Raw genomic sequence first — 21,717 nt, 5'->3', positions numbered from 1 at the left:
ATAATATAACACTTACATTATTTAAAAATATTTAGATTTGTAGCAACTACGAACTGATTTAGTATTTTTTATTCGAACTGGGAACAAAACAAAAACATTATGATTTTTAGACTTTTAGTTATCTTTTTAGCTATAGCTGGGGCATACTATATTATAAGAAACGTATTTGGTAATTCTGAATACAAAAGCTGTAAAAAGTGTGATGGCAAAGGATATTGGATTGCTATGAGAGGCGAAAAAGATAAATGCGATATTTGTAAAGGATCAGGAAGAATTCCAAGGCAATATTAAATGAACATGAAGAAACTTATAATCCTCGCAATACTCGTTATACTCTCCATAAAAACTTATGGGCAAATCAAAACAATTCATGTTTTTGTTGCTTTATGTGATAACGAGAATCAAGGAATAGTTCCTGTTCCCGCAAAAATAGGAAATGGAAAAGACACTAGAAATAACTTGTATTGGGGAGCTGGATATGGTGTAAAATCATTCTTAAAACTAAAAACAAAAGACTGGAAATTAGTAAAAGAATTAGATACCTCCAACCCCAACATTTTAGATAGAGTATTATTTAAACATGCAACAGAAGAAGTCTACTTGCTTGCCGATGCTTATGATGGCGAACAAATTAAAACATGTATTGAAGACTTTTTAAAGGCATCAAATGCTCAAGATCCTCAAAAAATTCAATTTAACACTAAAGAATTAGGGTTTGGAGGAGATTCTGATTTGTTAGCTTATGTAGGACATGATGGATTGATGGAATTTGATGTTTCTATTTCGTACAAACCAGTACAAACAAAACAGAAAGATATCATTGTTTTAGCTTGTTATAGTAGAAATTTCTTTTCTCCCGAAATTAAAAAAGCAAATGCCAATCCAATTTTATGGACTACACATTTAATGGCTCCCGAAGCATATACATTAAAATCTGCTATTGATGGGTGGATAAAAAATGAAACCGGAAAACAAATTGATGAAAGAGCAGCTCAAACTTATAATAAGTACCAAAAATGTGGAATACGAGGTGCGAGAAATCTGTTTACTACTGGGTTTAAGAATTAAATACTTATTTGATAAAACTTCACCATGAAAATCTGTAGTGTACAGACTAAACCAATAACAGGAGATATCGAATGTAATATTGCAGATCATAAAGCATGGATAAAACTTGCTGTTTTACATCAAACAGATTGTATCATATTTCCAGAATTGTCATTGACTGGCTATGAACCAGAATTAGCAAAAAAACTTGCTATATTCCCCAATGATCATCGTCTTGATGATTTTCAAAAATTGAGTGACCAACATAAGATTGTTATTGGAGTTGGGGTTCCAACAAAAAGCAAGACAGGGATTTTCATTAGTATGATTGTTTTTCAACCCAATACAGAGAGGAATACGTATTCAAAAAAATATCTACATATAGATGAAGAGCCTTTCTTTATTCCTGGAGAGAATATAAAACCGCTAATAATTAATGAAGAACAAATTGCAATTGCAATTTGTTATGAAACATCAATACAAGAGCATATAGATCAAGCTATAAAACATAAAGCCACTCTATATATGGCTAGTGTTGCAAAATTTACAAACGGAATTGAAAAAGCCAATCATCGATTAACAGAGATTGCAAAAACACATCATATAACAACGATGATGTCAAATGCTATAGGAAAAGCCGATAATGGTCAATGTGCAGGAAATTCTTCTGTCTGGGATGAGGCCGGTCATAAAATAGGACAATTAGATAACACCAGTGAGGGAATTTTAGTTTTTGATACAAAAACAAAAAAATTGACTACAGTATATCGTCAATAAAAATCAATTCATCCTTGGGTTCAGTACATCCAAAAATTTGTAGTAGCATTAAATTTTTGTAAGTTTAAGGGGATAAACCCAATTGATAAAATTGGTTTAGCTACATCTCCTCTAGTTCTTTAATTCAGTCACATAACCCTCACTCTAATGAATACAAACATCATAAAAATCCGTTTGCTTTTTACACTGGTTACACTTTTTGTAGTAAATACATCATGCTCTCAAACTGAAACGATAGAAACGCAGATTGCCTGGGATACCTGGGGAGTTCCTCATATTACTTCAACTACTATTGAGGATTTATTCTATGCACAAGGCTGGGCTCAAATGCACAATCATGCTAACTTGATTTTAGAACTTTATGGAAGCTCCAGAGGAAAAGGAGCAGAATATTGGGGGCAAAGCAAGCTTCAAAATGATATGCTTATCCATACATTAGGGTTTGAAGAATTAGCAAAAGAGTGGGAAACAAAACAAGATTCCGAAATCAAAACCATTTACTCTTCTTTTATCAAAGGTATGAATGCTTATGCAAAAGCCCATCCTGATGCAATAGATCAAAAAAATAAAGTTGTCTTACCGCTTACAGCTCAAGATATGAACATGCACAGTATGTATGTTATCTTCACTCGATTTATTGGTGGCAATGATTTGGGGCGTGTTCAACAATGGCCAGATATGGGATCCAATACGTATGCCATTGGTCCTAAACGCTCTGCTTCTGGAAATGCTATGTTAGTACAAAATCCTCATTTACCCTGGTGGCAAGAATTTTTATTTTTCGAATCACATTTAAATCTTAACGGAAAAAACATGTATGGGACAACGCTAGTTGGTTTTCCTGGAATTGCAATTGGTTTTAATGAAAATTTAGGATGGAGTCATACCGATAATACTATTGACAATGCAGATACATATGAACTAGAATTGAAGGACGGTAGCTATCTTTTAGATGGTAAACGAACAGCGTTTAAAACCTCTTCAAAAACAATAAAAATAAAACAAAAAGATGGTTCATTGATAGATCATAAAATACCTTTGATGAAGACTATCCATGGTCCAGTAGTTAATAAAACCAAAGACAAGGCACTAGCATTGCGTATGGTGGGATTAGATCGCCCAAATATGTTATTACAATGGTGGAGAATGATTAATAGTGCCAATTTTAATGAATTCGAATCTGCATTAAAAATGGCACAAATCCCATTTTGGAATGTAATGTATGCTGACAAAAAAGGTGAGATTTTCTACCTGTTTAATGGTTTGGTCCCTAAAAGAAACCATGGTGATTGGAAGTATTGGAATAGAATTATCTCAGGAGGTAAATCCAAAGATGTGTGGACAGAAGTGCATCCTTATGCCGATTTGCCAAAAGTAAAAAACCCTGCGAATGGTTGGTTACAAAACGCAAATGATCCGCCCTGGACCAGCACTATACCTATGGCCTTAAATCCGGATGACTACCCCAGTTACATGGCTCCTCAATATATGCCTTTTAGACCTCAGCGTTCTGCAAGAATGTTACTAGAGGATGAATCTATAACTTTTGAAGAATTGGTAGCTTATAAACTCTCTACTCGGTTAGAATTTGCAGACCGTATTTTGGATGATCTTTTTGCCGCTGTAGATGCTTCCGATTCCAAAAAAGCAAAAGAAGCAAAGGTAGTTCTCGAAAATTGGGACAGAGAAGCAGATATAGACAGTAAAGGGATGTTACTATTCTTTAACTGGGCTCGTAAATTTAATGTAAGACGAAGCTCTAATTATTCTAAATCATGGAATATCAAAAATCCCAACACAACGCCAGATGGACTTTCTGATCCCAAAAGAGCAGTTGAATTATTAGAAACCTCAGCAACCGAGATAAAAACAAAATTTGGAAAACTAGATATGCCTTGGGGAGATTATTATAGAATCAGGTATAACGGGAAAAACCTTCCTGCCAATGGTATTGATGGATCAATGGGGGTTTTTAGAGTAGCATGGCCAGGAGGTACTGATGAAAATCATATGTATGTAGGCGGTGGTGACTCCTGGGTAGGTGTCATAGAGTTTGGTGATACAGTACATGCAAAAGTATTATTAAGCTATGGTAATGCCACTCAAAAAGATTCTCCCCATAATGGAGATCAATTAGAGTTATTCTCTAAGAAAGAATTACGTGATGCATGGTTTACAGAAGAACAAGTCAAAGCCAATACTGCTAAAGTGGAAATTCTTACCAAAAGTGGGTTTCAGGAAAAAGAATAAGGAATATTTTTCATCTAATACAAACAAAAAAATGATGTTTTAACTTTAATCATCTTTGAAGATATTATAGTAATTGATCATCATTCATTCCATTTTACCAAAATAATAAAAACCGAATATTTCAAACAATGAAATTCATATTTTGTATCCTTGTAACCTAAAATCAATATTAATAAATAAGGTAATGAAAAATAAAAAAGCTCTTTTAGTGATCGACATGCAAAAAGGCTCTTTTACATCCAAAACACCCCGATTTGATACTAAAGGCGTGGTTAATAAAATCAATGCACTTGCCCAACTATTTAAAGCATCTGATTTGCCTGTAATCTTTATTCAGCATGATGGAACAAAAGAAAATGAATTTATACCTAGTACAGAAGAATGGGAATTATTAGACACTCTAGAGGTCGTTTCTAATGATATTTTTATTGATAAATATGCTAACGATGTATTTTACGAATCTAAGCTACAATCAACGTTAACCAATCTCGCTATAAACGAATTATACATTACAGGATGCGCAACGGATTTTTGTGTAGAATCCACTATACAATCGGCTCTGACTAAAGATTATAATATAACTGTTGTGAGTGATGGTCATACTACTGGTGAAAGACCACATCTCGAAGCAGAAAAAGTGATTGAACATTATAATTGGGTTTGGCAAAATATGATTCCAACCAAAGGAAAAATAGAGGTAAAAAGCTTCGAAGAAGTAAAAAATGATATATAAACACCCCCTTTAGGGAATGTAAATTTTTAGACTACATAAAAACAAGTTATTTTTGAAAACAGTCGACCTAAAAAATGTAATCCTTTATTGATCATGAAGCATATTTTTTTTATAATTTTTATCTTATTTATTTCATCCTGCGCTACAAATAAATCATCCAAAAATGTGGACATAATTATTTATACGGATTTTTTAAACCCGCAACAAACTTATGATCAAATAAGAAATAATATGATGCAAACGGGGCTTATAGACAGTCTTAAAATTATAGGTAGACCCATTACCGTTTCTTCTTTAGATATTCAAATCGATTCTGTAGCTGTACAACAACTTGAGATTTCGGTTGAAGATTTAGAAAATAAAATTGAGGCCATCTATACATCCAAAATTAGCCCTTCAGATGTAATGCATCAATCTATAAATAACAATAGTGGCAAAAAAATTCCGATAAGTGCTTTCTCAAAAATTATGATTAAGCCTATCAATTATGAGCCAAAAATATTTATACCGCTTCCAGAGGTTTATTATCATGAGGATAAAAAAGCGGTAAAGATTGAATGTTACCATAAAAAGAAAAACAGAAAAAAACTCCTCGAATTTATCCAAAAGACTATGCCTAAATATGCTGATGAGTTTTCTCTTCTAAAAATCGATTTTGAAATTATACAATAGAAAAATGCACAGTTCTGATGTTATAATAAACAGCATTTTTAAAGACATAGCCTTCACAAAACCAGAGGTTAGTTTTATGGAGAATACATTTGAAAGAGTTATACTAACCAAAGGGGAAATTGTCCTCAAAGCAGGTGAAAGAGTTACTGATCAATATTATGTATACGACGGATGCTTACGAACTTTCTTTATCGACAAGGCAGGAAAAGAGCATACTATACAATTTGCAATACAAGATTGGTGGATTAGTGATTATATTGCTTTTTTTACTGGCGAAAAGGCCGTGCTAAATATAGAATGTATTCAAAATGCGATATTATATAAAATTTCTAAAAAAAATATAGAAAAAACGTATGATAGAATCCCAAAAGTAGAACGATTCTTTAGAAAGAAAATGGAAAAATCATTTGCAAGTTTTCAGAAAAGAATTTTGGCTAATCTCGCACAGTCTGCCAAAGAACGTTATGTTAATTTTATCTCTACATATCCCAATATAGAACAGCATATAAAAAATTATCATATTGCTTCATATCTAGGAATCACAACCGAAAGTCTAAGCAGAATTCGAAAAGAATTGACAACAAGTTAATTTATTACCATACATCAATTTTTTTAATCATCATTAGTTCTAATTTCGCAATTAGAACTAACAAACTATATCTAACTAGTAAGATAAATTACCCCAATTATAATTATTATACTATTCTCTTCTTGTGAAAAGCATAGGAGAATTTCCCTGTTAAAGAAAAATAAATCAACAATAAAAGAAACACAAAAATGAAAAACGTATTATTTGTCTTAACAAGTCATGAGGATTTAGGAAACACTGGACATAAAACTGGATTTTGGATTGAAGAATTTGCAACCCCATATTATCTTTTAAAAGATAAAGGAGTTAAAATTACAATTACTTCTCCTAAAGGAGGTCAACCACCAATTGATCCAAAAAGTGCTTCATCAGATTTTGAAACAGAATCGACCAAAAGATTTGCCTCTGATAAGGAAACACAAGAAATTTTAGCAAAGACAGTACAATTAGAAACTGTAAATCATTCTGATTTTGATGCCGTATTCTATCCAGGGGGCCATGGTCCATTATGGGATTTGGCTGAAGATAAAAATTCGATAGCACTAATCGAATCCTTTTATACCAGTAACAAACCTGTAGCTGCAGTTTGTCATGCACCTGCAGTCTTTAAACACACAAAAAACACAGATGGATCGTCTTTGGTAAACGGTAAAAAAGTTACTGGTTTTACAAATAGCGAAGAAGAAGCCGTACAATTAACTTCTATTGTACCATTTCTAGTAGAAGATATGCTACAAAAAAATGGAGGAATTTATTCTAAAGGACAAGATTGGACCCCTTATGCCGTAGAAGATGAGCAATTAATTACAGGGCAAAACCCTGCTTCATCAGAATTAGTAGCAGAGTTGTTACTTCAAAAATTGAGTTAAAGATAATTGATTGCTACATCGATATTATAGCGGCTTGGGTATATATCCTTGCCGCTATTATTTTTACTGCACCTCTATATTAATCAAAAAATAGAGTTTCAAAAATTAAATAGTAAAAAAAAACCTCAGTCCCGAAAAATGGAACTCTCTCCATGTATTTTTGATAAATAAGTTAAACTCTTAAAAACTATCAAAATGAAAAAAACTTTTTTTCTATTATTTGCGGCAGTATTTATTTCTCTTACCGCTAGTGCACAATCGGTTTTGGCAACTTCTATTTTACCTAATATTCAGGATTTAAAGAATTTTGCTGGTAATGATCAATATGTTTATGTAAAAGGTTATTATACTCCTGATGATGGTGGTGGTGGTCTTTTCAAAAATGAAGTATCTAATTTTCCAGAAAATGGAGGTACCATTTTTAACGTTAATGGCAATCCAACCAAAAGATGGATTAGACTCTATGATGCTAGTATTAATGTAAAATGGTTTGGAGCAAAAGGCAATTTTCATGATGACGACACAGATGCGATACAAAATGCTATCTATGAATCTCAATATAAAGGGAAGATAGTTTACTTACCCAAAGGGGAATATAGAACTACAAAATCACTTAAAATAGATACAAGACTTGAAAGAATAATAGAAGGGGATACTACTAAAATAATAAGAAGATTGCGAATAATAGGAGAAGAGAAAACACGTACATCGATCCAGGCAGACTTTAATGGAGTTATTTTTGATCTTAAAATGGTACCAGATTCTGACACTATACAAAATATGGTCATAAAAGATATGACCTTAATTACAGTCAATCCTTCTACCAATTTAGTAACTGGTATTCAAATAAGTGAAAATCAAGGTGCACTAATTGAAAATTTAATTTTCCGTGATTTACGATACGATATTTATGCAGATCACTTCTGGTCAAGTACTATAAGAAATTGCAAAAGTTTAATAAATACTACAAATTCAAATTTTAAGAATAGATATCGTTTTAATACCCAATGTAATGATTTATTAATCGAAGGATGTGTCTTAAGTAATTCGGCGAAAAATGATGATTATTTAGTTGTAATAAGCGAACCTTCTTCAAGTATAACTTTTATGAGTTGCACATTCGAATTTGGAAAAGGTTTTTTTATTGACAGCAGAAGTACTAAAGCTGCGTTGACTAATATTTCTTTTATTGGATGCTATTGGGAATGGATACAATATTCAGCCATAAGCATTCATAACCAAGCAAATGTTAGAGGAATAAATATTACGAATAACTATTTTAACTCAATTACTGAAGGAACAGCATGTAATAGAGGTATCGACAGAAATCGATATGAGCCCAATTTTGCAATTGTTCTGGGTGGAGCAAAAGGCATGTCTATTACAGATTCTTATTTTACAAACTGGTGGAAAAATCCAATTTATAGTGCTGGTTTTGCAGAAGGAATAAATATAAACATGTGTACATGGAAAACCATCGAAAATATTAGAGTTGCAGATGCAAATATTTGTAGTAATAATCCTAGCATTATAGCCAATCCAGACTATCCTATAATAAATTCTATCCCCTTAAATAGTCAGGTTTTTAATCCAACCTCAGAAAGAGGAAATTACGGAGGTTCTAGTTTATTAAGCAGCATAACTTCTTCTAAAAGTGATAAAATTAGTCTGGCTTCTCCTCCAAAAAATGGGAATTGGATCCAAGGAGACATTATTTTCAATACAAATCCAGTACCTGGTAATTATATAGGTTGGGTGTATTCAAATAATGAATGGTTAGGATTTGGTTTAATTCAAAATAACTAATAATATACCATGACAAATAAAAAAGAAGCTACTCTAGAGCAGCTTCTTTTTTATTCCTAAATCATTATAATATCTTCATTATCATATACTTACTTCAATAAAAAAATCGATAGACCCCTAAGAGGAATACCAATAAATCTTAAAAAAATGTTAATAAAAATGTGATTTCTTAAGATAAATCTCTATATTCGCCCATTCAAAGTAGCTTCACAACCTCACACACATCATTTTAACATTTAGTATTTATTCTATACAATAGCTTAGTATTATTTCATTAATTTTTTTGACATTAAGCAATGTCATTTTTAATGAAAATAATAGAAAGAAATAATAGCATTAACAGTGCGGAAATTTTTCGCCTGCTTGCTAGTAATTATATCGAAGGGAAATTATCGAATTTAGCTGTAGTATCAGCATATAGTTCGAGTGTGTTGGGGGACACAACAGGTATATAATTACTGAATCCCTTCTCTGAGGAGAGGGGATTTTTTTTTATTTATTATAGTACATAATCTCTACATATCAAATTTTAAAAAAAACTGATATAAACTTCACAAAACAACTTTACAAGAATTTTCTCTTGAAAACATTTGTGTTTAGCAATAGAATCTGTATATTAGTTAGATACTTCGTAAATACTTCTTCCCCACATTTTTGTATATAAACAAATAGCAAATAAAAGACTTGTTTCTTTTTCCAATATTTTATGCTTTAAAACCAACCATAAAACAAAAAAATGATTACACCTCCTATAGAAAAAATACTTTCGGTAATGGATCAAAAAGGATATAGAGTTTATAATACTCCCGCAATCGATTGGAATCTAAATATAGTTGGAATACGAAATAAGAACATAGTTCCGGATAAATTTGATGACACTCTGGTTATCTTTCATAACTTTCTTAACCATTGGCATATCTCATATTATCCTATCACCACCGATCCAAGTATTTTTTATCTAAAAAAGCCTCTCAATCCTAAAGGGACAGCTATTTTATTAGAAGGCCAATATAAAAGCACATATAAAATCGATAAACATAATGGACGATATTATGCATTATGTCAAAGATTAGCAGACGTTTCTGTATATCGTGACAATGACAAAAATGGCACATTAGCTTTACAACCAGATACCATACAAACAGGTAGGTTTGGTATCAATATTCATAGAGGACCGAGAAATGGTAATTGGGGTACTGATAATAACCCTGCATATTCTGCAGGTTGTCAGGTTTTTGCAGACTCCAGACATTTTAATGAGTTCATGAATAAATGTAAAAACGGTGAGAAAGCATTTGGAAACAAATTCACCTATACTCTTCTTAATGAAGTTGATTTTTTATAAAGAAATTGTTACCCCGTTTTATCAACTTGACTTCGTAAGCACTACGTCATGATTTAGCAAAATTATGGAATAAGAAAGGACTTGTTTCCTTTCTTTTCCATATCAAAAGTTAACTACTGTAGATCTTCTTCTTTAAAATACAATAATATAAGAAGTCAAAGTACTTTACACAGATATCACTTCATCATCATCTAATAGTTCCTCTTGTCGAAGACGCAGCAAAATTTGGGCTACAGCAACAGTATCTTTTTCACAATAAATCACAATGCGATCGATATCCTCTTCTTCATAAAAAACCTGTCGTACCTGACTACCATCTATATCATCTTTTGGAGAGGGAATTCCCAGAATACCAGTAAGTAATTTTAAAGAAGTATAATGTTTGTAATCTCCGAATTTCCATAAATCTAAAGTGTCTAAATGTGGTACTTCCCAGGGTTTTTTACCAAAGAGATTAAGCTTGTGAGGTAGTGATATATTATGAATAATCATCCTACGGGCGATATAAGGGAAATCAAACTCTTTTCCGTTATGAGCACAAAGTAAATGATGCGGCCTGCTAAAATGAGTTTCTATTAAATTCTTAAAATCTATCAATAGTTGTTTTTCTTCTCCAAAAAAGGAGGTAGTTCTAAAAGATCTCGTTTCTCCTTTGGACGTAAAATACCCAACTGATATACACACTATCTTGCCAAACTCTGCCCAGATACCAGCTCGTTCATAAAACTCTTCTGGAGAGAATTCTTCTTTACGTTGATATTTAGTTTTATCCGCCCAGAGATATTTCATTTCTTCACTGAGTTCTTCAAAATCTTTATGCTCAGGAACTGTTTCTATATCCAAAAACAGGATATGCTCTAAATTAAGTTTATGAAGCATTCTCCAACATTTTATATGCTTCTTCAATGAAGACAAAGAAATCTTCTGTAAATGATTCTCCTGGAACAAACTGACCTCTGTTATGACCTAATCTAATTATCATAATATTATCTTCTGGTATGCAAATTACGTACTGTCCCAAAATACCTCTCATTGCAAATATCTTCTTGTCCAAATGATCTGATAACCAAAAGCCATACCCATACATTTCGCCATCTTCAAATCTCGCTCTAGTTGCTATTTCAGTAAATTCTTCGGGTAGTATTTGTTCTCCCTCAAAAACACCTTTATTCTTAAACAACATCCCGAAACGTGCAAAATCTCTTGCATTACTTGCTACACAACAATATGCTTTCTCCATACCGCTATCATCACTATCTAATTGCCAGATTGCATTCTGCTGCATCCCTAAAGGTTTCCAGAAACTTTGACTTAAATATGATGATAATTGTTGACCCGTAGCTTTCTCAATCACCATACCTAATAACTGAGTATTTCCGCTAAGATATTTGAATTTTTTTCCCGGCTCGTCTACCACTTCTAATCCTAACATTACATCTCTAATATTGGGATCATAGTATACCCTTGCTGTAATAGAAAATGGACTTGTGTAGTGTTCTGTCCAATTAAGACCCGATGACATTGAAGAAAGATCTCCTACTGTTGTTTTTGCTGCAAGTCCCTTAGAAAATTCAGGGAAAAAGTCTCCTAAAGGTTGATCTAGACTTTTTATATGACCATCCATTATTGCTTTACCGAGCATCCCTGTCACCAAGCTTTTTGCCATAGAGAAAGAATTAGTTTTTGAATCTTTATTATATCCTTCGGCATAATTTTCATACCAAATACTATCATTCTTAACAATCATAAAAGCAACAGTTCCAAGTTGTTCATTAATTGCATCCAATTTATCAGTAGATTTTGCCTTATTATAATCTGGATGAACAGCCCAAGCAGATGTACTATTTCCTTTTTCTATTTTACGGTTATCAAAATGTGGATAATCATCTATATATGCTGTAGTATGCCCAGTCATATATACCACTCTTACTCCTTTTAGGATATAATCGTAATCAAAAATATATAATAGTGCTACGCAAAGGAGAATAATAATTAGAAAACTTTTAAGAAGAAATTTAAGTATACGTTTTATCATTTCTATGTAAGATTGAGTTTATATGATCATTTGCCAAACAAGTACCTTGTTTATAGCTAATGTATGAAAATTAATTGCACATAAATAACCACTACAAAAATTTAAAAGCTCTAAAGTTTTTATGATTTATAGGATTAAACCACAATAATAGAACATCTCAGTTTCATTTTTTGAAACTGAATATTTCTATAACAATATTGTTTTAGGTTTAGGTTATAAAAAAGGAATTTTTAGAACAACGATTGTTGCTTTACTGGATTTTCATGATCTAGCAGCCATTTTTTTCGCCATAGTCCTCCTGCATACCCTGTAAGCGATCCATCACTTCCAATCACCCTATGACAAGGTATAATAATCCACAATGGATTCTTACCATTAGCACTTGCTGCTGCACGTATACATTTTGGATCTCCTAATCGTTTGGCCATATCCAAATATGTAGCAGTTTTACCAAAGGGAATATGAAGTAATTCATTCCAGACTTTTTTTTGAAAATCAGTACCCTCAGGATTTAAAACAAGATTAAAATCAGTGCGTTTTCCTTCAAAATATTCGTGTAATTGAGAAACTGCATTCTGTAAATGAGAAGGTATATCAATCGAAGGTGTATTTGTAGATTCTTTGGTAACAGAAACACTAGTTATTCCATCCTTATTTCCTGTTATAGTAGCAATCCCTAATGGAGTATCTATATACACTTCTTTTATCATTCTTCTTTTTTGTCGTCTAAAATCCCTAGGCGTCGGGCGCGGCTTTCCCAATTCTTACGAGCAAGTACCTGCATATCAGTTTCGGTATCACTTTCATCAACGATCTCTAATCCTAAAAGAGTCTCAATTACGTCTTCCATAGTTACCAAACCACTTATTGAACCATATTCATCAACAACCAATGCTATATGATTTTTGGTTTGAATCAATTCATTAAATAAATCTGGAATCGGTAGGTTTCTCGTTGTGAAAATTATAGGTCTTTTTATATCTGCCAAGGTTTTATGACCATTTTGATTGGCCATTTCTTTAAAAATCTCATCTTTTAATACCTGTCCCGTGATATTATCTGCTTTCTCATTATAAATAGGTATTCTTGAAAAACGAAGATTTTGATTCTCATTAAAAAACTCTTCGACTGTGGTTTTTTCTGATGCAGTTTTCATTACTGTTCTTGGAGTCATTACATCTTTGGTGAAAATCTTTTTAAAATTTAATAGATTTTTGATCACTTTTGATTCTGACTCTTCAAAAACTCCTTCTTCTTCGGCAATATCTGTCATTGCTGTAAAATCTTCTCTACTCAATACTGATCCATGATGGCCTTTACCTCCAATAAGCTTGGTAGTAAGTCGTAATATCCACAAGATTCCTGTATATTTTAAAGGAGCTATTAAAATAACCAGTGCTTTAGAAGTAAAATTTGCCAATTGCTTCCAAAATGTAGCTCCAATAGTTTTGGGAATAATTTCTGACAATACCAGAATCAGTAATGTCATGATAGTAGAGACAATCCCTACCATATTAACCCCAAAAATTTCATACTTATATGGTAATTGCTCTGCTTGTACTCCCACTAAAATTGCTCCAACAGTGTGGGCAATTGTGTTTAAGGTAAGAATGGCAATAAGTGGTTGGTCTACATCTTTTTTTAGATTCTCTAATGTAGTTGCATACGATTTTCCTTCTTTCTTTTTAACATTAATAAATGTCGGAGTTACACTAAGCAATACTGCTTCTAATATTGAACATAAAAACGAAAAGAAAATAGAAAGTACGGCGTAAATAATTAGTAAGGTCATTGTTGTTTTATTGAAGATACTAAATTAACTAATTCCTTCTCTATTCGGCATTGAATCTACAAAATAAATTTATTTATAATCAATTTAATCGTATTAGCAAAAGCCCGATGTAAAACAAAATCAATGGAATAAGATTAATTATAGTTTTAATATAACTTGAATTATTGTACTTGAAAAAACCTTGAATTATAATTTTCATAGCAATTAGCCAACCTATATAAAAAATCATATTCCAATTAAAATCTAAATCCTTGAAAAAGAATCTTTTTGAAAAGAAAACAATAATTAGGCTTATGGTTATAGGCACTGATGTATGCGAAATAACTGATTGTATATCTGCATAACTTCCATTACCTGATAACCACATATTGATCTTGTGTAAGATTAAACTAAATAATACCCCAAAGAATATAAAAACAAACACGATAAGTATAAAATCAAGATAAGGATTAATCAAAATAGTGTTTACATCGATTTTCAAAAAAAATACAATCATCCCATAAAAAAAGAATAGAAATATGCTCTTGATATTGAGATTTACCTCATCTTGATTATCTAAATACTCTAAAGTTCTTTTTGTATTAAATATAATTAGGAAAATTGATTTCATACATCCTTATGTTCTTGTTCTTACCAACATATGTAATCAGAAAGTTTAATTTCATTAACGTTTCGAACCATATATCTGTATTCTTAATATCTTAAGCAATCATTCGGTTTTACCTTTACCCATCTCATTCATATACACAGTCACAGCTTTAAGTTCTTCTTCTGTGAATGTTTTGATAATAGCAAAATTGGTTTTCATCACCGCATAAGTTTCTGGATCCACAATAGGTTCTGCTTCTTGTTTTAAGAATGCAATTAGATCCCCATTTTGTTCTTCATATATCTTTATAATATCGATAACTCCGGGGCCTATAGATTTCTTATCAATTTTATGGCACGTATAGCACTTCCCTTTTCCATTAAAAACACTTTTCCCCAAATCAAAAGAAGAAATTTTCTCTTTCTTTGTCCCTATTTTTATCTCTTCTTTATCTTTTTTTTCTGATTGACAACTTGTTGAAAATAATAGTACTATTCCAAACAGTACTCCGATTTTATATATGTAATTCATGAAAGGTTTTAACTATATTTTTCTTTAATCTTTTCGATATCATTTTTAAAGCGTTCTAATAAATCTCTTGAAAAATTAGTAATCACTTTTTCTTCTTTGCTATTCATTCCCTCACTTGCATCTGCAATTTTGGCAAGTGCGTAAAGCATAAAATCATACTCTTCATCGGGTCCATTATCAGAAAACACTTCTATTACTTTCTTGTATAGGGTTTCTATATCATTTTGATTTTTATTTTCATAATCAAAAGACCATTTGATTACCGCTCCTTTTGGATGTCCTTTCAAAATTTCTTCTAGTGTTTCGACTTCTTCTTTCTGAATAACCCCATCACTCATTGCAATTACATAAAGTAATTCTCCAAAGGTCTGATATAATCTATCTCTGCTTACCATAAAATCATAGTTTTATTTTATTAACCCCATTTAATTTATTTCAAACTTGTTATGCACAAACGACATTTGTCTTAACTCAAAAGCTTAACAATATCTTTTGCAAAATAACTAGCGATAATATGTGCTCCTGCTCTTTTGAATGCCATAATCTGTTCTAACATGACAGTATCATGGTCTAACCATCCTTTTTCTGCTGCTGCTTTCACCATTGCATATTCTCCACTTACTTGATATACAGCTACAGGAACATCTACTGCATCTCTTACATCTCTTACGATATCCAGATAACAAAGACCAGGTTTTACCATGACAATATCTGCGCCTTCATCGATATCCATAAGCGTTTCTTTGATCGCTTCATCCCGATTAGAAAAATCCATTTGATATGTCTTTTTATCTCCAAATCCGGGAGCAGAATCCAGTGCATCTCTAAAAGGTCCATAAAAGGCTGATGCATATTTCGCACTATAACTCATGATCCCCGTTTGTTTAAAACTCTCTTTTTCTAATACTTCCCGAATGGCCAAAATTCGTCCGTCCATCATATCACTAGGTGCAACAAAATCTGCACCTGCCTGAGCATGTGACAAAGACATCTCTGCCAAAACTTTGCAGGTTTCATCATTGATGATATACCCTTTCTCTACAATTCCATCATGCCCATATGAAGAATATGGATCTAGTGCTACATCGGTCATTACTAGTATATCTGGAGCAGCCTCCTTCACTGTTTTAACCGCCCTTTGCATGAGTCCTTCTGGATTTATTGCCTCTGTTCCTTTATTATCTTTAAGATCATCGGGGACTTTTACAAAAAGTAATACTGATTTTAATCCCATAGACCAAAGTTCTTTTACCTCATTTGTAAGTAAATCGAGGCTATATCTATAATACCCTGGCATCGAAGGGATCTCTTCTTTTATTCCTTTTCCTTCTACTACAAAAAGGGGAACTAAAAAATCATGTGGAGTAATGGTATGTTCTCTAACTAAAGAACGAATCGCTTCATTAGTTCTTAGTCTTCTGTTTCTGCGAAGTTGTTGCATTCTTAATGGTAAAATTTGATATGTGTAAAGATACTCATATATCTGTTATTTTTTTCGTATTCGAATTTGTCTAAAAACAAAATATTTTTTTTCGCGTTTATGCAAAATAGAAATTCAAAAGTGGGGTTTGATTGGTCAAATTAAAATAAAAAAATAGTACTAGTTCAAGCCAAGTTGATAATTGGTTATAAAGGTAATTTTACTTAAAAAATATATCAAATAATGTAACAAAACCTTAACAAAACCTACTAACATTGAAATATCTAACTCGCAAATTCAACTGTATGCTTACGATAAAAAACCTCAATAAAACATATCCCAATGGAACACAAGCTTTGAATGATGTTAATCTGTCATTAGAAAAAGGAATGTTTGGCCTTTTGGGACCCAATGGTGCAGGTAAATCTACCTTAATGAGAACTATAGCTACTCTGCAACTAGCAGACTCGGGCACAATTGATTTTGATGGTATTGATGTGTTTAAACACCCTGGAGAGTTGCGAAAAATACTAGGGTATTTACCACAAGATTTTGGAGTGTACCCAAAGGTTTCGGCAAAAATGATGCTTGATCATATTGCTAGGGTAAAAGGTATTACCAACAGCCAGGAACGTAAAGGTTATGTTGCCGATCTTCTTCATAAAGTAAATCTATACAAATTCAGAGATCGTAACCTCGGTGATTATTCGGGAGGAATGCGACAGCGTTTTGGTATTGCTCAGGCGTTGTTAGGTAACCCAAAATTAATCATAGTAGATGAACCCACGGCCGGTCTGGATCCTCTAGAACGTAACCGTTTTCATAACCTACTTAGTGAGTTAGGAGAAAATGCTGTTGTAATTCTAAGTACCCATATTGTGGATGATGTGACCAATCTATGTCAAAATATGGCTGTTTTTAATGAAGGGAAAATCCTGGTACAAGGAAATCCTCAAGAACTCTCGAATACTTTGAATGGTAAGGTATTTAAAAAGCGTATTGACAAATCAGAATTAGAAACACTTGAAAACGAATTTACCATATTATCAAACTACCTTAGAGCAGGACAATTTTATGTAAATGTATATGCCGAATCTAATCCTGGAGAAGGGTTTGAAGTAATAAACAATGATTTAGAAGATTTTTACTTCTACTGCATCAATAAGAAAGAACAGGAGGAGGTAACGGTATGATAGAAATCTTACGATTTGAATTACAATATAGATTAAAAAGACCCGCTACCTGGATTTATATCATTTTAGGGTTAATCATAGCAGGAATGTGGGGTGCATTGATGCAATCTTCTACACCAGAATTTATAAATAGCCCAAACAATATTATTGGAATTATCGGTCCTGTTTCTATTATTTCGATCTTTTTTTATGCTACAATTATGGGAGTTCCGATATTTAGAGATAAGGATCATAAAACTGCACAAACCTATTTTACTTTTCCAATTACACAAAAATCGTATGTTTTAGGGAGGTTTTTGGGGAGTTTTACCATAGTTACTTTATTAAATCTATTTATACTTTTAGGAATTATTATTGGTCTTGGTATAAATATGTTCCTTGATCGCCCTGATTATGGAATCTTTACTTCATTTAATTTTACATCATATTGGCTTCCTTTTCTATTTTTATTAGAAATCAATGCATTTTTAATTGGATCTCTATTTTTTTGTTTGATGGCATTTTTTAAAAAGATGCCCATTATCTATCTGGGCGGAATATGTCTTTTTCTATTATATAGTATTTCTGGAGATTTACTAAGAAGTTTAGATAATCAATGGTTAAGCGTTTACTTAGATCCTTTCGGAACTAGAGCCTTTAGTTTTGTTAAAAAATACTGGTCAATCAATGAGTTAAATACAAACCAGCTTCCTATATATGGTAAATTTTTATTCAATAGAATATTATGGTTCGGCATAGGCTTACTTCTTTTTTTAATTACTTTTTTCAAGTTTGATTATAAAAAATTCTTGCTTTCTGGAAAGAAAAAGAACACTATAGAGAACGGAGAGTATACTCCATCATTAATATCTTCGGTTACACAAGTATTCACCAAAAAAACAGAACGAAACAATTTACTTTCTCTTAGTAAAATTGAATTCTTATCTATTTTTAAAAGTCCGGTTTTTGTTATTCTCCTAATTATCGGAGTTATATTTTCTATATTTAGTATATATAGTGCCAATGAAACGTACGGAACCCCTAACCTGCCACTAACCCGATATGTGGTTATGTATATCAACGGACTTATTTCTTTCTTCTGTGTTATAATTTTAGTCATTTATTCTGGTGAAGCGGTACATCGAACAAGAAGTAACAAGACGTTTGTGTTTTATGACGCATTGCCCATTAGCAATTCTAGTTTATATTTTTCAAAAATAATATCGCTTATCGGTATTGCTTTTACATTGGTTATCGCTAATATTTTTATCGGTATTTTGTTTCAGACTTTTAATGGGTATTTTAGATATGACCTGGGTATGTATATCATTTATAATTTTGTTTTGGTATTTCCCAGTTTTATCACCACTATTCTGGTGTCATTTTTTATCCATGTATTAGTCAATAATAAATTCTTAGGTCATTTTATTATTATCTTGATCTATGTCGGATTACCACTTTTGGTTGCTTTTGCTTTTAAAAGCGTCAATCCGATGTATATTTTTACAGGAACCACTCCGATCTTTTTAAGTGACCTAAATGGATTTGGGCATTATCTGGAAGGAATCACATGGCTTAATCTATATTGGATTCTGATGGCTTCAATCTTAATGATGATTGGTAAAGTTCTCTGGACTCGAGGTTTCTTTTCTACAGCCAAAGAACGTTTATCTCTTGCAAAACAAAGATTTGATGCCAAGACTATTTTAGCATTTGTAGTCATTTTATTGGCTTTTATATCTGTAACCGGATATAATTATTATAACCTTAAAGTACTCAATACTCTCGAAGATGGCAATTATGCAGAAGAAGTAGAGGTTGATGCAGAAAAGAAATACAGTAAATATATTGGTCAAGCTCATCCGCAGGTCACAGATCTAAAAGCATATATTGATGTATTCCCTAAAGAACGAAATGTAAAAGCAAAAGGAGAATATAAAATCATTAACTCTTATGATACTCCGATTGACACTTTACTGCTGGAGATTCAATATCCTGGTCCTAATACCTATCTAAAAAAAGTGATTTATAATGGTACATCATTACATCCCGTCGTATCTGACTCGGTATATAGAATGTATTTTTATAAGCTACCCAAGGCTATGCTTCCTAATGAAAAAGCAGAGCTTACTATAGAAGTATCATCAGAAACTAAAGGATTTGCTAATGATTTAGAAACCGAGGTATTACATAATGGGTCTTTCTTTAATAGTAGTATTTTTCCGAGATTTCATTTTGAAAGAAGTCTTATTGATAATGGAGTACGTGTAAAACACGGATTAGAAAAACTGGATTATCTCTATCCTCCCCGAACAGATTCTTTAGCCCTTAAAAAGAATCTATTTAACGAAGATGCTAATTATATCAATTTTGAAGCTGTAGTAAGTACTGCCGATGATCAAATCGCTTTAGCTCCAGGAAAATTAATAAAGGAATGGAATGAAAATAACAGGGCATATTATCATTACAAATTAGAGTCACAAACCGATCTGTTTTTTAATGTCGTATCTGCCCGATATGATATTGAAAAATCCAGTTGGACTGCTCCTAGCGGGAAAGAAGTGGCCATAGAAATTTACCATTCTCCAAAACACAAGCGTAACCTCAAACATTTTGTTGAAGGCACACGAGTAGCATTAGACTATTGCTCTAAAAACTTTTATGAGTATCCTAACTCGGTGATAAGAATAGTAGAATTTCCGGCGCATGCTACCTTTGCACAATCATTTGTAACGACTATCCCCTACTCTGAAGATTTTGGATTTGCTGCTAATTTTGATAAAGCCGAGGATTTTAATTATGCCTTTAGAGTCACTACTCACGAAGTAGCTCATCAATGGTGGGGACATATTGTAACTCCTAGTAAAACCTCGGGAGCCAATATCATTTCAGAAACACTGGCAGAATATTCATCGCTTATGACTATGAAGCATCAATATGGAGAAAACGGAATCAAAAATTTCCTTAAATATTCTTTGGATGACTATTTAAGAAGCAGAGCTTTTAGCTTTAAACCCGAACGCTCCTTAATCAATGTCGAAGTAGGACCGCATATCTGGTATCGTAAAGGGTCTATGGTCATGTACGAGCTTCAGGATATTATTGGAGAGGAAAAAATAAATACTGCGCTCAAAGATTTTCTTAATGAATATAAGAATTTTGAAAAAGGGGTGTATCCCACTTCAGAAAACTTGTATAATGCCATTTATAAAATAGCCCCAGATTCTCTAAAATATGCTGTAGAAGATGGATTTACCAAAATAGCCTTATACGAAAACCGTGTCGTACAGGCCAAAACGAAAAAACTGGATAATGATACCTATGAAACTACTTTTACTGTTAATGCTCAGAAAATCTATTATGACGATACAGGAAAAGAAGAGCGTATTGATGACAAAACTAATTATATCGAGGTTGGATTATTTGGTGAAGATATTGTAGATGATCAAGAGGTTCCTCTTAAAAATCCATATTACCTGGAACGAAAATGGTTACACCCTGGTGAAAATACCTTTACAATAGTTACTGATAATAAGCCTATAAAAGCAGGTATTGATCCTTATAATAAATTAATCGACAGGAATTCTGGTGATAACCTAAGGCCTGTTGAAGAAGAGTAATTTTAGTTAGTTGTAAAAATCACGATTGAGAAGCGCTGTCTCGGTCGTGATTTTTTTATGAGTATATTTTCTGTTAAGTAGTATTAACTTTTATTTTTCTTTTTAAGAACCCAATATTTCATTACAAAATATATATCGAAAACAAGTAACGCTATCAAAACAATACCTTCTTCTTTACCTATACATGGTGGGCAATATTGGTCACCAATACATGGAGTGCATTGAGGAGATAATACATATGCAATAAAAAAACCAATTACGTTAATGGATATAAAAATTAATGTTTTTCTCATAAGTAATAAATATTTTAATTCCCTCTAAACTTATTCATATAAGTATTCTTAACCCGTTGTGCATTTAGTTAATATTAATTTTTAGGTTGTTTATATTTCTGTTGAATTCAAACCTATTGATATATTGAATAATGGTCATTGCTGTGATCTTTGATAAGATTCTATTTTTAAATCCCT

General features: G+C 32.3%; 20 protein-coding genes and 1 pseudogene. 12 read left to right on the top strand and 9 right to left on the bottom strand.

Going from position 1 to position 21,717, the window contains the following annotated elements; genetic code table 11:
• Positions 1-99 precede the first annotated feature (99 nt).
• The 10 genes from FOF46_RS19510 (at position 100) to FOF46_RS19465 (ending at position 10,088) form a co-directional block, all read left to right on the top strand.
• Positions 100-291: a hypothetical protein gene (locus FOF46_RS19510; RefSeq protein ID WP_109435977.1), complete on the top strand. Its 192-nt coding sequence runs from the start codon at positions 100-102 to the stop codon at positions 289-291.
• Between the two features lie 6 nt (positions 292-297).
• Positions 298-1,068: a hypothetical protein gene (locus FOF46_RS19505; RefSeq protein ID WP_143917603.1), complete on the top strand. Its 771-nt coding sequence runs from the start codon at positions 298-300 to the stop codon at positions 1,066-1,068.
• A gap of 24 nt (positions 1,069-1,092) precedes the next feature.
• Positions 1,093-1,824, top strand: coding sequence for a carbon-nitrogen hydrolase family protein (locus FOF46_RS19500; RefSeq protein WP_143917602.1), 732 nt, complete (start codon positions 1,093-1,095; stop codon positions 1,822-1,824).
• Between the two features lie 147 nt (positions 1,825-1,971).
• Positions 1,972-4,074, top strand: coding sequence for an acylase (locus FOF46_RS19495; protein WP_143917601.1), 2,103 nt, complete (start codon positions 1,972-1,974; stop codon positions 4,072-4,074).
• Positions 4,075-4,258: 184 nt separating this feature from the next.
• Positions 4,259-4,807 (top strand): isochorismatase family protein, encoded by a 549-nt coding sequence (locus FOF46_RS19490; protein ID WP_109435981.1) that lies wholly within the window; start codon positions 4,259-4,261, stop codon positions 4,805-4,807.
• Between the two features lie 165 nt (positions 4,808-4,972).
• Positions 4,973-5,479 carry a hypothetical protein gene (locus FOF46_RS19485; RefSeq protein WP_143917600.1) on the top strand — a complete coding sequence of 169 codons (507 nt, stop codon included), beginning with the start codon at positions 4,973-4,975 and terminating at the stop codon, positions 5,477-5,479.
• A gap of 76 nt (positions 5,480-5,555) precedes the next feature.
• Positions 5,556-6,068 (top strand): Crp/Fnr family transcriptional regulator, encoded by a 513-nt coding sequence (locus FOF46_RS19480; RefSeq protein ID WP_235010943.1) that lies wholly within the window; start codon positions 5,556-5,558, stop codon positions 6,066-6,068.
• Positions 6,069-6,256: 188 nt separating this feature from the next.
• Positions 6,257-6,937: a type 1 glutamine amidotransferase domain-containing protein gene (locus tag FOF46_RS19475; RefSeq protein ID WP_143917599.1), complete on the top strand. Its 681-nt coding sequence runs from the start codon at positions 6,257-6,259 to the stop codon at positions 6,935-6,937.
• A 195-nt stretch (positions 6,938-7,132) separates the two neighbouring features.
• Positions 7,133-8,743 carry a glycosyl hydrolase family 28-related protein gene (locus FOF46_RS19470; protein WP_143917598.1) on the top strand — a complete coding sequence of 537 codons (1,611 nt, stop codon included), beginning with the start codon at positions 7,133-7,135 and terminating at the stop codon, positions 8,741-8,743.
• Between the two features lie 736 nt (positions 8,744-9,479).
• Positions 9,480-10,088, top strand: a complete 609-nt coding sequence (locus FOF46_RS19465) for a hypothetical protein (RefSeq protein WP_143917597.1) — start codon at positions 9,480-9,482, stop codon at positions 10,086-10,088.
• Between the two features lie 165 nt (positions 10,089-10,253).
• Here the strand turns inward: FOF46_RS19465 and FOF46_RS19460 are convergent, their stop codons facing one another.
• From FOF46_RS19460 to hemB, 7 genes are all read right to left on the bottom strand, one after another.
• On the bottom strand, positions 10,254-10,967 hold the full coding sequence (locus FOF46_RS19460) for a 3'-5' exonuclease (RefSeq protein ID WP_109435986.1): 714 nt from the start codon (positions 10,965-10,967) through the stop codon (positions 10,254-10,256).
• The gene (locus FOF46_RS19455) at positions 10,957-12,123 is read right to left on the bottom strand and encodes a serine hydrolase domain-containing protein (RefSeq protein WP_143917596.1); all 1,167 of its coding nucleotides are present in this window, start codon (positions 12,121-12,123) and stop codon (positions 10,957-10,959) included. Before FOF46_RS19455 ends, FOF46_RS19460 begins: the two co-directional genes overlap by 11 nt.
• Before the next feature lie 230 nt (positions 12,124-12,353).
• Positions 12,354-12,833 (bottom strand): methylated-DNA--[protein]-cysteine S-methyltransferase, encoded by a 480-nt coding sequence (locus FOF46_RS19450; RefSeq protein WP_407933697.1) that lies wholly within the window; start codon positions 12,831-12,833, stop codon positions 12,354-12,356.
• Entirely contained in the window at positions 12,830-13,915 is a 1,086-nt protein-coding gene (locus FOF46_RS19445) for a CNNM domain-containing protein (RefSeq protein ID WP_109435988.1), read from the bottom strand. The genes FOF46_RS19450 and FOF46_RS19445 overlap by 4 nt, the downstream gene beginning before the upstream one ends.
• Before the next feature lie 709 nt (positions 13,916-14,624).
• Positions 14,625-15,035 (bottom strand): c-type cytochrome, encoded by a 411-nt coding sequence (locus FOF46_RS19440; RefSeq protein ID WP_143917595.1) that lies wholly within the window; start codon positions 15,033-15,035, stop codon positions 14,625-14,627.
• An 8-nt stretch (positions 15,036-15,043) separates the two neighbouring features.
• Positions 15,044-15,430 carry a tellurite resistance TerB family protein gene (locus FOF46_RS19435; protein ID WP_143917594.1) on the bottom strand — a complete coding sequence of 129 codons (387 nt, stop codon included), beginning with the start codon at positions 15,428-15,430 and terminating at the stop codon, positions 15,044-15,046.
• Between the two features lie 71 nt (positions 15,431-15,501).
• Positions 15,502-16,476 (bottom strand): porphobilinogen synthase, encoded by a 975-nt coding sequence (gene hemB, locus FOF46_RS19430; protein WP_109435992.1) that lies wholly within the window; start codon positions 16,474-16,476, stop codon positions 15,502-15,504.
• A gap of 284 nt (positions 16,477-16,760) precedes the next feature.
• Between hemB and FOF46_RS19425 the strand changes: the two genes are divergently transcribed.
• The gene (locus FOF46_RS19425) at positions 16,761-17,648 is read left to right on the top strand and encodes an ABC transporter ATP-binding protein (protein WP_143917593.1); all 888 of its coding nucleotides are present in this window, start codon (positions 16,761-16,763) and stop codon (positions 17,646-17,648) included.
• Positions 17,645-21,247, top strand: coding sequence for an ABC transporter permease/M1 family aminopeptidase (locus tag FOF46_RS19420; RefSeq protein WP_143917592.1), 3,603 nt, complete (start codon positions 17,645-17,647; stop codon positions 21,245-21,247). Before FOF46_RS19425 ends, FOF46_RS19420 begins: the two co-directional genes overlap by 4 nt.
• 83 nt (positions 21,248-21,330) lie before the next feature.
• Here the strand turns inward: FOF46_RS19420 and FOF46_RS19415 are convergent, their stop codons facing one another.
• Both FOF46_RS19415 and FOF46_RS32610 read right to left on the bottom strand, forming a co-directional pair.
• Positions 21,331-21,540, bottom strand: a complete 210-nt coding sequence (locus tag FOF46_RS19415; protein ID WP_109435995.1) for a hypothetical protein — start codon at positions 21,538-21,540, stop codon at positions 21,331-21,333.
• 64 nt (positions 21,541-21,604) lie between these two features.
• Positions 21,605-21,717, bottom strand: a pseudogene (locus tag FOF46_RS32610) (IS982 family transposase); the annotation flags it as partial.

The sequence above is a fragment of the Aquimarina algiphila genome (assembly GCF_007489275.1).
Taxonomy (GTDB): Bacteria; Bacteroidota; Bacteroidia; order Flavobacteriales; family Flavobacteriaceae; genus Aquimarina; species Aquimarina algiphila.
The sequence above is the reverse complement of the archived record's forward strand: the minus strand, read 5'-3'. Positions and strand labels throughout refer to the sequence as shown.

Coding starts and splice junctions, on each gene's coding strand:
- FOF46_RS19435 (WP_143917594.1), bottom strand. CDS start 15,430: ATGGTAAGCAGAGATAGATTATATCAGACCTTTGGAGAATTACTTTAT.
- FOF46_RS19500 (WP_143917602.1), top strand. CDS start 1,093: ATGAAAATCTGTAGTGTACAGACTAAACCAATAACAGGAGATATCGAA.
- FOF46_RS19425 (WP_143917593.1), top strand. CDS start 16,761: ATGCTTACGATAAAAAACCTCAATAAAACATATCCCAATGGAACACAA.
- FOF46_RS19480 (WP_235010943.1), top strand. CDS start 5,556: ATGGAGAATACATTTGAAAGAGTTATACTAACCAAAGGGGAAATTGTC.
- FOF46_RS19455 (WP_143917596.1), bottom strand. CDS start 12,123: ATGATAAAACGTATACTTAAATTTCTTCTTAAAAGTTTTCTAATTATT.
- FOF46_RS19505 (WP_143917603.1), top strand. CDS start 298: ATGAAGAAACTTATAATCCTCGCAATACTCGTTATACTCTCCATAAAA.
- FOF46_RS19415 (WP_109435995.1), bottom strand. CDS start 21,540: ATGAGAAAAACATTAATTTTTATATCCATTAACGTAATTGGTTTTTTT.
- hemB (WP_109435992.1), bottom strand. CDS start 16,476: ATGCAACAACTTCGCAGAAACAGAAGACTAAGAACTAATGAAGCGATT.
- FOF46_RS19465 (WP_143917597.1), top strand. CDS start 9,480: ATGATTACACCTCCTATAGAAAAAATACTTTCGGTAATGGATCAAAAA.
- FOF46_RS19460 (WP_109435986.1), bottom strand. CDS start 10,967: ATGCTTCATAAACTTAATTTAGAGCATATCCTGTTTTTGGATATAGAA.
- FOF46_RS19445 (WP_109435988.1), bottom strand. CDS start 13,915: ATGACCTTACTAATTATTTACGCCGTACTTTCTATTTTCTTTTCGTTT.
- FOF46_RS19495 (WP_143917601.1), top strand. CDS start 1,972: ATGAATACAAACATCATAAAAATCCGTTTGCTTTTTACACTGGTTACA.
- FOF46_RS19475 (WP_143917599.1), top strand. CDS start 6,257: ATGAAAAACGTATTATTTGTCTTAACAAGTCATGAGGATTTAGGAAAC.
- FOF46_RS19470 (WP_143917598.1), top strand. CDS start 7,133: ATGAAAAAAACTTTTTTTCTATTATTTGCGGCAGTATTTATTTCTCTT.
- FOF46_RS19440 (WP_143917595.1), bottom strand. CDS start 15,035: ATGAATTACATATATAAAATCGGAGTACTGTTTGGAATAGTACTATTA.
- FOF46_RS19510 (WP_109435977.1), top strand. CDS start 100: ATGATTTTTAGACTTTTAGTTATCTTTTTAGCTATAGCTGGGGCATAC.
- FOF46_RS19450 (WP_407933697.1), bottom strand. CDS start 12,833: ATGATAAAAGAAGTGTATATAGATACTCCATTAGGGATTGCTACTATA.
- FOF46_RS19420 (WP_143917592.1), top strand. CDS start 17,645: ATGATAGAAATCTTACGATTTGAATTACAATATAGATTAAAAAGACCC.
- FOF46_RS19490 (WP_109435981.1), top strand. CDS start 4,259: ATGAAAAATAAAAAAGCTCTTTTAGTGATCGACATGCAAAAAGGCTCT.